Origin of the sequence: Pseudomonas sp. 22082, assembly GCF_052046055.1 — a bacterium.
Lineage (GTDB): Bacteria > Pseudomonadota > Gammaproteobacteria > Pseudomonadales > Pseudomonadaceae > Aquipseudomonas > Aquipseudomonas pharyngis.
In genome coordinates, this window is record NZ_JBQEQB010000036.1 from 34593 (window position 1) to 49468 (window position 14876).

15 protein-coding genes are annotated in these 14876 nt (G+C 58.2%); 4 read left to right on the forward strand and 11 right to left on the reverse strand.

The features are described from left to right. Nucleotides 1-39: 39 nt before the first annotated feature. The 5 genes from ACTJK9_RS28390 to rplM form a co-directional block, all read right to left on the reverse strand. On the reverse strand, nucleotides 40-822 hold the full coding sequence (locus ACTJK9_RS28390) for a cytochrome c1 (protein ID WP_085668170.1): 783 nt from the start codon (nucleotides 820-822) through the stop codon (nucleotides 40-42). Next, nucleotides 822-2033: a cytochrome b gene (locus tag ACTJK9_RS28395; RefSeq protein WP_007956792.1), complete on the reverse strand. Its 1212-nt coding sequence runs from the start codon at nucleotides 2031-2033 to the stop codon at nucleotides 822-824. The genes ACTJK9_RS28390 and ACTJK9_RS28395 overlap by 1 nt, the downstream gene beginning before the upstream one ends. Further along, nucleotides 2033-2626, reverse strand: coding sequence for a ubiquinol-cytochrome c reductase iron-sulfur subunit (gene petA / locus ACTJK9_RS28400; RefSeq protein ID WP_007917031.1), 594 nt, complete (start codon nucleotides 2624-2626; stop codon nucleotides 2033-2035). The genes ACTJK9_RS28395 and petA overlap by 1 nt, the downstream gene beginning before the upstream one ends. 268 nt (nucleotides 2627-2894) lie before the next feature. Then, on the reverse strand, nucleotides 2895-3287 hold the full coding sequence (rpsI, locus tag ACTJK9_RS28405; protein WP_039766266.1) for a 30S ribosomal protein S9: 393 nt from the start codon (nucleotides 3285-3287) through the stop codon (nucleotides 2895-2897). A gap of 14 nt (nucleotides 3288-3301) precedes the next feature. Then, nucleotides 3302-3730 carry a 50S ribosomal protein L13 gene (gene rplM / locus ACTJK9_RS28410; protein WP_003228062.1) on the reverse strand — a complete coding sequence of 143 codons (429 nt, stop codon included), beginning with the start codon at nucleotides 3728-3730 and terminating at the stop codon, nucleotides 3302-3304. Between the two features lie 244 nt (nucleotides 3731-3974). Here rplM and ACTJK9_RS28415 point away from each other — a divergent pair, with 244 nt between their 5' ends. Beyond that, nucleotides 3975-5015: an NADP(H)-dependent aldo-keto reductase gene (locus tag ACTJK9_RS28415; protein WP_440817648.1), complete on the forward strand. Its 1041-nt coding sequence runs from the start codon at nucleotides 3975-3977 to the stop codon at nucleotides 5013-5015. Between the two features lie 50 nt (nucleotides 5016-5065). Here the strand turns inward: ACTJK9_RS28415 and ACTJK9_RS28420 are convergent, their stop codons facing one another. Next, entirely contained in the window at nucleotides 5066-6202 is a 1137-nt protein-coding gene (locus ACTJK9_RS28420) for an acyl-CoA dehydrogenase family protein (protein WP_221398075.1), read from the reverse strand. Between the two features lie 246 nt (nucleotides 6203-6448). Between ACTJK9_RS28420 and ACTJK9_RS28425 the strand changes: the two genes are divergently transcribed. Then, entirely contained in the window at nucleotides 6449-7345 is an 897-nt protein-coding gene (locus ACTJK9_RS28425) for a GlxA family transcriptional regulator (protein WP_178076451.1), read from the forward strand. Between the two features lie 62 nt (nucleotides 7346-7407). Here the strand turns inward: ACTJK9_RS28425 and zapE are convergent, their stop codons facing one another. From zapE to ACTJK9_RS28440, 3 genes are all read right to left on the reverse strand, one after another. Further along, complete coding sequence (gene zapE, locus ACTJK9_RS28430; protein WP_085606932.1) at nucleotides 7408-8502, reverse strand: cell division protein ZapE; 1095 nt, start codon at nucleotides 8500-8502, stop codon at nucleotides 7408-7410. A 90-nt stretch (nucleotides 8503-8592) separates the two neighbouring features. Next, nucleotides 8593-9948: a tryptophan--tRNA ligase gene (locus ACTJK9_RS28435; RefSeq protein WP_440817652.1), complete on the reverse strand. Its 1356-nt coding sequence runs from the start codon at nucleotides 9946-9948 to the stop codon at nucleotides 8593-8595. Between the two features lie 24 nt (nucleotides 9949-9972). After that, nucleotides 9973-10602, reverse strand: a complete 630-nt coding sequence (locus tag ACTJK9_RS28440; RefSeq protein ID WP_085610982.1) for an alpha/beta hydrolase — start codon at nucleotides 10600-10602, stop codon at nucleotides 9973-9975. A gap of 144 nt (nucleotides 10603-10746) precedes the next feature. On the opposite strand from ACTJK9_RS28440, the gene ACTJK9_RS28445 reads away from it, so the two are divergent. Further along, nucleotides 10747-11181, forward strand: coding sequence for a YhcB family protein (locus ACTJK9_RS28445; RefSeq protein ID WP_039766275.1), 435 nt, complete (start codon nucleotides 10747-10749; stop codon nucleotides 11179-11181). A 67-nt stretch (nucleotides 11182-11248) separates the two neighbouring features. On the opposite strand, the gene ACTJK9_RS28450 is transcribed toward ACTJK9_RS28445, so the two are convergent. Then, nucleotides 11249-11980: an OmpA family lipoprotein gene (locus tag ACTJK9_RS28450; protein ID WP_007956806.1), complete on the reverse strand. Its 732-nt coding sequence runs from the start codon at nucleotides 11978-11980 to the stop codon at nucleotides 11249-11251. 114 nt (nucleotides 11981-12094) lie between these two features. Continuing rightward, entirely contained in the window at nucleotides 12095-12739 is a 645-nt protein-coding gene (locus ACTJK9_RS28455; protein WP_440817659.1) for an MBL fold metallo-hydrolase, read from the reverse strand. Nucleotides 12740-12938: 199 nt separating this feature from the next. Between ACTJK9_RS28455 and ACTJK9_RS28460 the strand changes: the two genes are divergently transcribed. Beyond that, nucleotides 12939-14876 (forward strand): M10 family metallopeptidase C-terminal domain-containing protein (locus ACTJK9_RS28460; RefSeq protein ID WP_440817654.1); only part of this gene is annotated, 1938 nt, incomplete at its 3' end.

Genomic DNA, 14876 nt, shown 5'->3' on the forward strand with positions numbered 1-14876 from the left:
ANGGGCGCGCGCGATTAACAGCAATTGCTTGAAGCGTTATCAGTGCACGTCTTTCCAGTATTCACGCTTGAGCAGGTAGGCGAACACAAAGAAGAACGCCAGGTACAACAAGACGTAAGTACCGATGCGCTGATGTTGCAGCTTAACCGGGTTAGCCGAGTAAGCCAGGAAGGTTACCAGATTCTTGACCTTCTCATCGAACTGCTCTTCGTTGAGGGTTCCGGTTTTCGGCACGATGGTCAACTGATCGCACGCTTCATGAGTCAAAGGCGTACCGGTCAGCGGGTCATATTGCTTCTTGCCGTCTTCGACGATCTGTACCTGTTTGCAACCCACGACCTGACGACCTTGCAGGCCGACCAGCACGTTAGGCATGCCGACGTTCGGGAAGACCTTGTTGTTCACGCCCCATGGACGTGCAGGATCTTCGTAGAACGACTTGAGGTAACCGTAGAGCCAGTCGGTGCCGCGAACACGAGCCACCAGCGTCAGATCCGGCGGCGCTGCGCCGAACCAGGTCTTGGCGTCGGCCGGCTGCATACCGATGTTCATGTGATCGCCGATCTTGGCACCGGTGAACACCAGCTTCTCCAGCATCATTTCGTGCGGAACGCCGAGGTCATCGGCGACACGCTCGTAACGCTGAAACTTGGCACTGTGGCAACCCATGCAATAGTTGGCGAAGGTACGCGCGCCATCCTGCAGGGCAGCCTTGTCGGAAACGTCGATGTCGACCTTTTCCAGTTCCGGACCACCGTGTTCAGCCGCGAAAGACAGCACTGGCAGAGCAGCAAAAATCAGAGCAAAAAATAACTTTTTCATCAGCCAGTCACCCTTTCCGGAACCGGTTTGGTCTTCTCGAGCCTGGTGTAGAACGGCATCAGAATGAAGTAGGCGAAGTACAGGAAGGTGCAGACCTGCGACAGCAGCGTACGGCCTGGCGTCGGGGCCAGAACGCCCAGAATGCCGAGGATCACGAACGAAATGCAGAACACCACCAGCCAGATCTTGCTCATCCAGCCTTTGTAGCGCATCGACTTGACCGGGCTGCGGTCCAGCCATGGCAGGACGAACAGCACCGCAATGGCCGCCCCCATGGCGATAACGCCCATGAGCTTGTCAGGGACCGCCCGCAAGATTGCGTAGAACGGTGTGAAGTACCAGACCGGTGCAATGTGCTCAGGGGTCTTGAACGGGTTGGCTTGCTCGAAGTTAGGCTTTTCGAGGAAGTAACCGCCCATTTCCGGGAAGAAGAACACAATGAAGCAGAAGATGAACAGGAACACCACGACGCCGACGATATCTTTCACGGTGTAGTACGGGTGGAAGGCAATGCCGTCCAGCGGGATACCGTTTTCATCTTTGTGCTTCTTGATGTCCACGCCGTCAGGGTTGTTCGAACCGACTTCGTGCAGCGCCAGGATGTGCAGCACCACCAGACCGAGAATCACGATCGGCAGCGCGACCACGTGCAGGGCGAAGAAGCGGTTCAGGGTGATCCCGGAAATCAGGTAGTCACCACGGATCCACTGGGTCAGGTCGTTGCCGATGACCGGAATCGCGCCGAACAGCGAGATGATCACCTGGGCACCCCAGTAGGACATCTGGCCCCACGGCAGCAGGTAACCCATGAAGGCTTCAGCCATCAGCGCCAGATAAATCAGCATCCCGAAGACCCACACCAGCTCGCGCGGTTTCTGGTACGAACCGTAGAGCAGGCCACGGAACATGTGCAGATAGACCACGATGAAGAACGCCGAAGCGCCGGTGGAGTGCAGCAGACGCAGGATCGAACCGTACTCGACGTCGCGCATGATGTATTCGACGGAAGCGAACGCTTCTTCCGCCGACGGGGTGTAGCTCATGGTCAGCCAGACGCCGGTGACGATCTGGTTGACCAGAACGAGCAGCGCCAGCGAGCCGAAGAAATAGAAGAAGTTGAAGTTTTTTGGAGCGTAATACTTGCTGAGATGGTCTTCCCACATTTTGGTGGCGGGGAAGCGTGCATCAACCCAATCCATGAACTTGCTCATCACGCTTTCTCCGTATCGACGCCAATGACAATCAGGTCATCGGTCTCATAGGAATGCGGGGGTACTGGCAGGTTCAAAGGCGCAGGTTGCGACTTGTAGACGCGGCCAGCCAGATCGTAGTGGGAACCGTGGCAAGGGCAGAAATAACCGCCTACCCAGTCTTTGCCCAGATCCGCGGGTGCCACTTCGGGACGGAAGGTCGGTGAGCAACCCAGGTGAGTGCAGATCCCGATCAGCAGCAGGATTTCCGGCTTGATCGAGCGCACTTCAGGGTCGACATAAGTGGGTTGCGTGGAGTTTTTGGAGGTCGGATCGGAAAGTTGGCCTTCGATCTTTTTGAGATTCCCCAGGATTTCCTCGGTACGGCGGACAATGAACACCGGCTGGCCTCGCCATTCAGCAATCATCTGCTGTCCTGGCTCGATTTTGCTGACATTCACTTTCACCGGTGCTCCGGCAGCCTTCGCCTTGGCACTGGGAAACCATGACCCCACGAACGGGACCGCAGCCCCCACCGCTCCTGCAGCACCCACCACGGATGTGGCTGCTACCAAGAAGCGACGCCGGCCTGCATTCACGCCGTCATTGCTCATTCAGTCCTCTCCCATCAGCTTTGTGGCCTGTTAAATCAGGCGTCTACTAAATTGAAACTATGTACTTATAAAAATTTTGCCGAATGGTAATGAAAACCCCCAATTCTGACAAGGTAATTACCCGGAGGGCTGGCCCTCAAGCCTTGTAGTATAGGGGGTCTACGAATGTGGCAAGTTGTCACAGCGCAATTATTCAAGAAATCGCACGCATAAAAAAACGCCCGGTTCCGTGAGGAATCGGGCGTTCTTTTTGAACGTGGAAGCGAAATTAACGCTTCGAGTACTGCGGACGCTTACGCGCTTTACGCAGACCAACTTTCTTACGTTCAACTTCACGAGCGTCGCGAGTAACGAAGCCAGCTTTGCGCAGAGCGCCACGCAGGGTTTCGTCGTAGTCCATCAGAGCGCGAGTGATGCCGTGGCGGATTGCGCCAGCCTGACCACTTACACCACCACCGATGACGGTGACGTAGATGTCGAACTTCTCGACAGTCTCAGTCAGTTCCAGCGGCTGACGAACTACCATGCGGGCAGTTTCGCGACCGAAGAACGTGTCCAGGGAGCGGTTGTTGATGGAGATGTTACCAGTACCCGGACGCAGGAAAACGCGTGCGGTTGCGGTCTTGCGACGGCCAGTGCCGTAATTTTGAGTCGCCGACATAATGAACTATTCCGTTAAATCTTCAGTTCTTGGGGCTGCTGAGCAGTATGAGGGTGTGCAGCGCCCGCATAGACTTTCAGCTTACGGTACATGTCGCGACCCAGTGGGTTTTTAGGCAGCATGCCTTTAACCGCGGTCTCGATCACGCGCTCAGGGGCCTTGGCGATCAGCTTTTCAAAGTTGATCGACTTAATGCCGCCCGGGAAACCGGAGTGGGAGTAGTACATTTTGTCAGTGGTTTTAGCGCCGGTAACACGGATCTGCTCAGCGTTGATTACGACGATGTAGTCGCCGGTGTCAACGTGAGGAGTGTACTCAGGCTTGTGCTTGCCACGCAGACGGCTCGCGATTTCGGTGGCCAGACGACCCAGGGTCTGACCAGCAGCGTCGACGACAAACCAGTCGCGCTTTACTGTTTCCGGTTTAGCAGTAAAAGTTTTCATTCTTTATAGCCTCAGGGGCCGCCTGTAAATAAGACGGCGGATCTTACTGAATAGTGCGTACTTTGACAAGTCAAAGGCAGCCGGATACAGACGCTTTCGGGGGCTCGGGTCGGCGCGTCCGTTCAACGGCAAGATTCTTCGGCGGCGGGGCATCACTTCCACTGCAGAAAGAGGTCGGCAATTATGCAGATTGCGAAAAAAATTTCAACCTGCTTTTATGCTTGTTTTGCCCAAGGAGCACCCGATGGACTATCGCCAGCTAGGCCGTACCGACCTGAACGTAAGTGCAATCTGCCTCGGCACCATGACCTGGGGCGAGCAAAACACTGAAGCTGAAGCCTTCGCCCAGATCGAACGGGCAAAAGAGGCCGGGATCAATTTCCTCGACACCGCCGAGATGTATCCGGTGCCACCCAAAGCCGACACCTACGCCACCACCGAGCGCTACATCGGCAATTACTTCAAGAGCCGCGGCGACCGCGCCGACTGGATCCTCGCCAGCAAGATCGCCGGCCCCGGCAACACCATCGACTACATCCGCGACAGGAACCTGCGCCACAACCGCCAGCACATCACCGAAGCGGTGGATGCCAGCCTCAAGCGCCTGCAGACCGACTACATCGACCTCTACCAGTTGCACTGGCCGGAGCGCAGCACCAACTTTTTCGGACAACTGGGCTACAAGCACCAGACCGAAGCCAACCTGACGCCGCTCGAAGACACCCTTGAGGCGCTCGATGAGCAAGTGAAGGTCGGCAAGATCCGCCACATCGGTCTTTCCAACGAAACGCCGTGGGGCACAATGCGTTTTCTCGCCCTGGCCGAAGCGCGGGGCTGGCCGCGCGCAGTGTCGATCCAGAACCCGTACAACCTGCTCAACCGCAGTTTTGAGATCGGCCTGGCAGAAATCGCCATCCGTGAACAGTGCGGCCTGCTCGCCTATTCGCCGCTGGCGTTCGGTTTCCTGTCGGGCAAGTACGAAGGTGGGGCGCGTCCGCCGAAAGGCCGCCTGAGCCTCTACAGCCGCTTTAGCCGCTATTTCAACCCGCAATCGGAAGCGGCGTGCAGCCGCTATGTGGCACTGGCCCGTGAACATGGCCTGGATCCGGCGCAAATGGCCCTGGCGTTTGTGAATCAGCAACCGTTCGTCACCAGCAACATCATCGGCGCGACGACGCTGGAGCAACTGGACAGCAACATCGCCAGCTACGAGCTGAAACTGTCGAGGGAAGTGCTGGAAGGGATCGAAGCTATTCACAAGGATCATCCGAACCCGGCGCCTTGATCCAAGACGAAGATCGCTCCCACGCTCAGCGTGGGAACGATCACACTGCATTACAGCGACCGCGCAATGATCTCCTTCATGATTTCATTGGTCCCGGCATAGATCCGCTGCACCCGCGCATCCGCCCAGGCCCGGGCCACCGGGTATTCCCACATGAAACCGTAGCCACCATGCAGTTGCACGCACTCATCGAGCACCTTGCATTGCAGATCGGTCCCCCAATACTTGGCCATCGCCGCTGTCGGCACGTCGAGCTTGCCTTGCAGGTGCAGCTCCAGGCAGCGGTCGACGAACACTCGGCCGATCTGAATCTCGGTGGCCATTTCCGCCAGTTTGAAGCGGGTATTCTGGAAGTCGGCAATCGACTTGCCGAACGCCTTGCGCTCACGGGTGTAATCCAGCGTCCATTGCAGCGCCGCCTCGGCTGAAGCCAGACCGCCAATCGCCACGGTCAAACGTTCCTGCGGCAGTTCCTGCATCAAATAGGCAAACCCAGCCCCGGCCTGACCCAAGAGGTTTTCCTTCGGTACGCGCACGTCCTGGAAGAACAATTCCGACGTGTCCTGCGCCTTCATTCCGACCTTCTCCAGGCGTTTGCCCTTGTCGAAGCCCGGCGTGTTCGCCTCCACCAGAAACAGGCTGGTGCCTTTGGCTCCGGCCTTGGGATCGGTCTTGGCGACGACGATCACCAGATCAGCCAGGAAGCCATTGGTGATAAAGGTTTTCGAACCGTTGATCACATAGTCGTCGCCATCCAGCACCGCGGTGGTCTTGACCCCTTGCAGGTCGGAACCGGCGCCCGGCTCGGTCATGGCGATCGCGGTGACCATCTCGCCGGACACCAGCTTCGGCAGGTATTTCTGCTTCAGCGCCTCGCTGCCGTAATGCAGGATGTACGGCGCAACGATGTCCGAATGCAGCGAGAAGCCGATGCCGGTCAGGCCCAACCGGCCGACTTCCTCGATCACCACCGCGCTGTAGAGAAAATCTGCGCCCAACCCGCCGTATTCCTCCGGCAGGTGCGAACAGAGCATCCCCGCCTCCCCCGCCTTGTTCCACAGTTTGCGGTCGATGTAGCCTTGTTTTTCCCATTGCCCATGGAACGGCACGGCCTCTTTTTCGAGGAATGTTCGTACGCTGTCGCGGAACAATTCGTGCTCGGAGCTGAACAAGGTTCTGGGAATCATGCGGCACCTTTTCTTTATTGTTGGAGGGATCAGACCTTCAGAGACTAAGCCTCACTTCCGATACAGGACACTGGACACATCCGACAAAAAATAAGACGATCCAGCCGTCTGGTGACCACTTTCCCTTATAAAAACAAAAGTTGAATTATGTCCAAGCACGTCTCCCCGCCCTTGCGGCGCGTCAGCATCCTGGCGATCGACCGGGTTTTCGCTTCCACTCTCATGCAAGCCAAGGATTTCTTCCATCTGGCCAGCCTGCGTTACGGCAAACAACTGGGCCACGGCCTGACTCCGGCGTTCGAAACCCGCCTGGTCAGCCCCGACGGCAAACCGGTGAACAGCTTCAGTGACGTGGTCATGCCGGTGGACGGCGGCCTGGAAAACGCCGACGTCATCATCCTCCCGGCGTTCTGGGACGATTTCGATACCCTGTGCCAGCGTTATCCACAGGTCCTGCCGTGGCTGCGCGAACAGCATGCCCGGGGCGCCGTGCTATGTGGCGAGGCCACCGGGGTGTTCTGGCTGGCCGAGGCCGGATTGCTCAACGGCAAGGAAGCGACGACCTACTGGCGTTTCTTCAACGCCTTCGCCGAGCGCTTTCCGCAGGTCTATCTCAATCAGGACAAGCACCTGACCGACGCCGACAACCTGTATTGTGCCGGCGGCACCACCTCGGCCTGCGATCTCTACATTTACCTGATCGAGCGCTTCTGCGGCGCCAACGTGGCCCAGGCAGTAGCTCGCGACATTCTCTATGAAGTGCAGCGCAGCTACGCCCCGGGACGCATCGGTTTCGGCGGTCAGAAGCTGCACCAGGACGTGATCATCCTGCAGATCCAGCATTGGCTCGAAGAGCATTTCGCCGACAAGTTCCGCTTCGAGGATGTGGCCCGCGAGCACGGCATGAGCATTCGCAACTTCATGCGCCGCTTCCAGACCGCCACCGGCGACAAACCGCTGCACTATCTGCAACGGCTGCGCATCGAGACCGCCAAAGGCCTGCTCTCCGGCAGCCGCAAGAGCATCAAGACCATCAGCTACGAAGTCGGCTACGACGATGCGAGCTTCTTCGCACGGCTGTTCCGCCAACACACCGAACTGTCGCCGAACCAGTATCGACAGCAGTTTCAGCAGGCTGCCTGACGACTCGACCAGACACAAAAAAGGGCCTGCATCTGCAGGCCCTTTTTGTTTGCCGAATCCGCTTAAGGCTTGTGTGCCCGGGACAGGAATTCGTGCGATTGCATCTCCAGCAGACGGCTGAGGGTACGCTGGAACTCGAACGTCAGACGCCCGCCGGTGTACAGGTCTTTCAACTCGACTTCGGCAGAAATGATCAGTTTGACGTTACGGTCGTAGAACTCGTCGACCATGTTGATAAAGCGTCGGGCGATGTCGTCGGTGGTGACGCTCATCTGCTCCACGCCACTGAGCAGCACGGCATGGAAGATCTTGCCCAATTCGATGTAGTCGTTCTGGCTGCGCGGGCCGTCGCACAGTTCGCGGAAGTCGAACCATGCCACGTCGTCACAAGTGCGCAGGGCACGGATTTCGCGGTTCTCGATGATCAACACATCGTTTTCCACCGCCGCCGTGCATTCCGGCGTCAGCGCGCGGAAGCTCTTGCGCAGGCTTTCGTGAGCAGCTTCGTCGAGCGGGAAGTGGAACAGTTCCGCTTGCTCGAGGTGGCGCAGACGGTAGTCGACGCCGCTGTCGACGTTGACGATCTCGGTGTTCTGCTTGATCAGCGCGATGGCCGGCAGGAAGCGCGCGCGTTGCAGGCCGTCCTTGTACAGGCCATCCGGCACGATGTTCGACGTGGCGACCAGGGTCACGCCGTTCTTGAACAGCTCTTCCATCAGCGTGCCGAGGATCATGGCATCGGTGATGTCCGAGACGAAGAACTCATCGAAGCAGATGACCCGCGATTCAGTCGCGAAGCGCTTGGCGATGATGGTCAGCGGGTTTTTCTCGCCGCCGAGGGTTTTCATCTCTTCGTGCACACGCTTCATGAAGCGGTGGAAGTGGGTACGGGTCTTTTCCTTGAATGGCAGCGCCTCGAAGAAGGTGTCCACCAGGTAAGTCTTGCCGCGACCCACACCGCCCCAGAAATACAGACCCTTGACCGGCGTCTGATCCTTTTTGCCAAACAGCTTGCCCAGCAAACCCGGCTTGTTCTGCTCAGCCGCGATCAGATCGTCGTACAGGCGTTGCAGATGACGTACGGCAGTTTCCTGCGCGGCATCATGGAAGAAGTCCGGGCGTTTCAGATCAGCTTGATATCGTTCTAGGGGCGTCATAATTCGTTAGCAAGGCAACAAAAACGGGCCGTCACTGTAGCGATGGCCCGTGGGAATGGCAATCGGCCCTTGGTCGGGCCGGCCCGTTGATTATTCCTGAACCGGCGTCAGAGCGATCCGCAAAGCCTCGACGGCCGCATCCCGCGCAGCCACGTCGGCGAACGCCGGGCTGTCGCCGACGCACTCGCCTTCCAGCCAGACACTGAAGCTCAGGTCTTCGCTACGTACATCCAGCGCCTGACCCGATTGCAGCTGCTTGGTCACCTGACCGGCGGTTTTACCGTCGGCGAAGTTACGCGACAGCAGCAATTGCTCGCCGTCGGCCGCCAGCAGACGGAAACGGAAGCTGCCGTCGTCTTCACGGAAGCTGACGAAACGTGCGGCTTTCGCGGCTTTCTTCTTGGTGGTCGCGGCCACCTGAACCTGATTGACGAAGGAACGCAGGCCGACCGCTTCGCGCAGCTCGTTGAGGAACGGCGTCGCCACCGCACGGGCCTTCTGGGCGCCGTGTTGCAGGATGTCCTCCAGATCTGCCGGACGTTCGATCAACTGGTGATAACGCTCGCGGGATTCGCCCAGCTCGTTGTCGAGCAGCTGGAACAGACGGTTCTTCGCCTCGCCCCAACCCAGACCGCCCAGCAGTTCGCTGCGGAACTCGTCGGCCTGCGCCGGCGTGGAGAACGCCTGGAACAGGGTGAACAGGTGCGAATTGTCCGGATCCTTGGCTTCGCCCGGCGCGCGGGAGTCGGTAACGATGCGCGAGATCGCGTCCTTCATTTCCTTGGCGCTGGAGAACAGCGGGATGGTGTTGTCGTAGCTCTTGGACATCTTGCGACCGTCCAGGCCCGGCAACGTGGCCACGCTTTCCTCGATCAGCGCTTCAGGCATGGTGAAAAATTCCTTGCCCTGGCCAAACAGGTGGTTGAAGCGCTGACCGATGTCGCGGGCCATTTCCACGTGCTGGATCTGATCGCGACCGACCGGCACCTTGTGCGCGTTGAACATCAGAATGTCCGCCGCCATCAGCACCGGATAGCTGTACAAGCCCATGGTGATGCCGGCATCCGGGTCTTCGCCGGTCTCGACGTTCTTGTCCACCGAAGCCTTGTAAGCATGGGCGCGGTTGAGCAGGCCCTTGGCGGCGACGCAGGTCAGCAGCCAGGTCAGCTCGGGGATTTCCGGGATGTCGGACTGACGATAGAAGGTCACGCGATCCACATCCAGGCCACCGGCCAGCCAGGTCGCGGCGATTTCCAGACGCGAGCGCTGGATGCGCAGCGGGTCATCGCACTTGATCAGGGCGTGATAGTCGGCCAGGAAGTAGAACGAATCGGCATGGCTTTCGCGGCTGGCGAGAATCGCCGGGCGGATGGCGCCGGCGTAGTTGCCCAGGTGCGGGGTGCCGGTGGTGGTGATGCCGGTGAGGATGCGGGTACGGTTCGTCATGGGTAATCGCTTGTCAGACTGCAATCAATTCGAGAGACGCGGCAGGATCAGATCCTTGAGATCGGTCAGCTTGCCATGAAAAAAGTGTCCGCATTCTGCCACTTTCAGCAGCTCATGGGGGCGCTGGAGTTTGTCAGACCAGTCGTAGACCAGCTGCGGATCGATCACTTCGTCGGTTTCCGGCTGGATCACGGTCAGCTCGCCCTGCTGCGGCAGTTGATCCTGCTCGCCCAGACGCATCACCGCCGGCGCAACCATGAACAGGTGCTTGAGCGTGACGCCTTGGGCTTCGAGACGGCCGCCGAGACTTGCGGCAACAAATCCGCCGAAGGAGAAACCGAACAGGGTCAGCGGCAGATCCGGGTGTTTTTCCAGCAGCCATGCGGCAGCGGCCTGGGCGTCATCGACTTCACCGGTGCCCATGTCATGGGAGCCTTCGCTGGCACCGACGCCGCGATAGTTGAAGCGCAAGGTGATCAGACCGGCGTCGCGCGCGGTGCGCTGCAGGGTCGAGACGACCTTGTTGAGCATGGTGCCGCCCTGCACCGGGTTAGGATGGCAGATCAACGCGATGCCGCGCGGCTGCTCGTTGTCCAGATACAAAGACTCAAGTTGCCCTACCGGGCCATCAATCACTACAGGGGTTTCACGCATCAGCAAGGAAGGAACTCCGTGACCTCGAATCGGGTCGACTCGTCTAGCAAATTGTCTGTGCCAGTCTATTGCGAGTGAATCGCGGTATACAGCGCAGGTTCGAGCCGTTAACGTAAAGCAAAGCCGTTTATAGAGGAAGGACTCGTGGAACACTCGCTCTTAGTTTGGTTGTTACCGACTCTTGCCCTGGTTGTGGGTGTCGCCATTGGTTTCCTGATCGCTCGCGTTGCGCCGAACGCCGCGCCCAGCCGCACGCAGCGTCAACTGGACGATATTCAGGAACGTTTCGACAGTTATCAGAACGAAGTGGTGACCCACTTCAACAGCACCGCCAATCTGGTCAAGAAACTGACCCAGAGCTATCAGGAAGTGCAGGATCACCTCGCCGAGGGTGCCAACCGTCTGGCGCTGGACGAACAGACTCGTCAACGCCTGCTGGCCTCGCTGCACTCCGAAGCAGCACAGGCCCCACGGGAACGCCTGACGCCACCACGGGATCAGGAACCGCCGCGTGACTACGCGCCGAAGACCCCGAACTCGCCGGGCATGCTTGATGAGCATTACGGCCTGAAGAAGTAATCAACCTTCGCGCCAACAAAAAGCCCCCGGACAATCACTTGTCCGGGGGCTTTTTTGTAGCTGACGGTTACGGGTATTGCTGAACCGTGCCCGGTTGTTGCTGACCACCGTACTGCTGGCCCGGGATCGCCTTGAGGTTGACTTCGACGCGGCGGTTCTGCGCCCGGCCGTTGACGTCACCGTTGCTGGCGATCGGATTATCCGGACCGGCACCGCGGGCACTCAGGTTGGCACCGCTGACGCCTTGCGAAGTCAGGTAGGTGGCCACGCTCTGCGCACGACGCTGGGACAGGTCCATGTTGTGCTGACGGCTGCCGGTGCTGTCGGTGTAGCCGACGATTTCGATCTGGTTCTGGTTGAACTCCTTCAGGGAGTTGGCCAGGTTGTTCAGCGGTTGATAGAAGCTGGAAGCGATGTTCGCCGAATCGGTGGCGAAGGTGATGTTGCCCGGCATGATCAGCTTGATCTGGTCACCCTGACGCTGCACTTCAACCCCGGTGTTGGCCATGCTGGCGCGCAGTTTTTTCTCCTGCTGGTCGGCGTAGTAGCCGTAACCGGCGGCCGAGGCACCGACCACGGCCGCGCCAATCAGCGCACCCTTGCCGCGGTTGTTGTGGTCGATGGCGGCACCGGCCAGCGCGCCGGCCAAAGCACCGAGGCCACCGTATTTGGCGGTTTTGCTCATGCCCTGGGAGCCACCGTCGGCCTGACCCTGATTGTCATACGGGTTGGGCGAGGCGCAGCCGGACAAAACGGCCACGGCAGTAGCGACAATAATCAAACGACGCGTGGTGAACATGGAGTGCTCCTACATTTTGCATTCTGTGGTGCAGCGGACATTGGCAACTGGCCCGTGCGGGCGTTGGATCATGACAATGCACAAAAATTCCGCCGGGTACCCGTGACAAAATGTTTAGGCACGCACAAACGGGTTCTCGCGCATTTCATCCCCCAGACGCGTATCAGGACCATGACCGGCCACAACAGTCGCGTCTTCATCCAGGGAGTACAGCCGCTGCTTGATCGATCGCACGATGGTCGCCTGATCGCCGCCCCACAAATCCGTGCGCCCTACTCCGCGACGAAACAACGTGTCGCCGGCTATCAACAGCTTAGCCTCGGAAAACCAGAAGCTCATGGAACCTGGCGTATGCCCCGGTGTGTGCAACGCCACGCCGCAACCGCAGGCCAGTTCTTCGTCGTCGCTCAACCAGCGATCTGGCGACGGCACAGGGGTGTAGGGCACGCCGAACATCTGGCATTGCATCTCGAGGTTGTCCCACAGGAACTGATCTTCCTTGTGCAGATGCAAGGTGGCGCCGGTCTTTTCTTTCATTTGCCCGGACGCCAGGAAGTGATCGAGGTGTGCGTGCGTGTGAATGATGCTGACCACTTTCAGGCCCAACGCATCGAGGCGGGCCATGATCAGGTCAGGGTTGCCGCCCGGGTCAACGACGATGGCCTTTTTGGTGAGCGGGTCGCCGATGATCGTGCAATTGCACTGAAGGGGGCCGACGGGGAAGGTTTCGCGCAGAAGCGCAGGATTTGGGGCAGACATTGAATCCTCGACAGACGGCAATACGCGTTCGCTAATGATTCTATCCCACAAGCCGATATAGATCGCCGGGTCAGTAATTTGACGCCACCAATCGGAAAATGATGGCTCAATGATGTCAAATGTACAAAATCTGGTGCAAAATCGCTTTTTTTTGTAGCGGTCGCATTCAGGAAGGGCCGCAGCGCATTCAGGAAATCCCATGCCGACGCCCAAGACGTATTCCCCTACCTTCACCGCCACCCTGACTGGCAATGCCATTGTCGACAGTCTGATCTCCGGCACCTTCTGGCTGGGTTCCAACTGGACGCCCAACGGGCCGACCAACCTCAGTTACAGCTTCATGGCTCCGGTGACCTCGTACTTCATCACCAACTACAGCCCTGACAATGAATACAACGCCCTGTATGAGTTGACGGCCGGTCAAAAGACCGCGGTGACCAGCGCGCTCAATGCATGGAGCGCCGTCGCGAACCTGAATTTCACATTGACCACCGATACCTTGTTCAACGTCGGCGACCTGCGCTTTGGCGCATACCGATTGATGGATGACAAAACGGCAGCCTGGGCTTATTTCCCTGCCGATACACCGACTGCGGGCGACGTCTGGATCGGGCCTCAGACCAATGATCCCAATCCGGGCAAAGGTAGCTACGACTACCTGACATTCGTCCATGAAATCGGCCATGCGCTGGGTCTCAAACATCCTTTCGATGCGAGCAACACCAACAAGCTATTGCTTGATCCGTCACTCGACGACGTCCACTTCACAGTGATGAGTTACAACAGTAACTACTCCTATCAGCCAACGACGCCGATGGTTCTGGACATCATCACGATGCAGAGCCTGTATGGCGCCAACATGCTGTGGCAGACCGGCGACAACGTTTACAAGTGGGATGCCAACCAGTCGATTTTTGAAACAATCTGGGATGCGGGTGGCAATGACACGATTGATGGTAGCAACCAGCTTGGTTCGGTCATCATCAACCTGAATGAAGGCAGCTACAGTCAGATTGGCAAGGCGTTCGTTGACCTCAACAACAATACCGCCATCAATGACGGGCTGGCGATTGCTTATGGGGCGAAGATCGAAAACGCCACGGGGTCTCAGTTCAATGACACCCTGATCGGAAACGCGCTAAACAACACGCTCAATGGCATGGCCGGCGCCGATGCCATGGCCGGCGGTGATGGCAACGATACCTACTATGTAGACAATGCAGGTGACGTCATTGTCGAACAGGCAACTGTGGGATCTGGCATCGACACAGTCATTTCGTCAATCAGCTACACTCTGGGCAGTAATCTGGAAGACCTTACCCTCATCGGTTGGAACGACCTGACCGCCACCGGCAATGCCCTGAGTAACACGCTCACAGGCAACAACGGCAACAATATCCTCGATGGTGGCCTTGGTGCCGACACCATGATCGGTGGCACGGGCAACGACACTTATATCGTCGACAACGCTTCCGATGCGGTCATTGAGAACAGCGAACTGCCGAATGAGATCGACACCGTCCTTTCGTCCGTCAGCTTCACTCTCGGCGCCAATATTGAAAACCTGACCCTGACGGGCTCGGACAACATCAATGCGATTGGCAACAATCTGAACAACGTTCTGATCGGCAATGCCGGGAACAATCTGCTGGGCGGTGGCGGTGGCCTGGATACCATGATTGGCGGTGCGGGTGACGACCTATACAGTCTCGATCAAGCCGGGGAGCTGGCGTTGCTGCAAGAAAACGCCAACGAGGGCCTGGACACTCTCAACATTGTCTACAACGCCAATGCCCAGACCTATGTTGTAGACCTCACCCAGACCAACCTGTTGAACGTCGAAAACGTCATGGTCAGTGGTGCAGGTGCGTTCACCTTGATTGGTAACGACAGCAACAACATCCTGGTCGGCAACGCAGCCAACAACATCCTGCAAGGCGGCACCGGCAACGACCAGTTGGACGGAGGTGCAGGTGCCGACGCCATGAGTGGCGGTGTGGGCGATGATACGTTCATCGTCGATAACGCCAACGATTCCGTTATCGAATTGACCGGCGAAGGTCATGACCTGATCAAGACCTCTGTCAGCTATACCCTCTCGACCAATGTCGAGGACGGCCAATTGACCGGTTCCGCC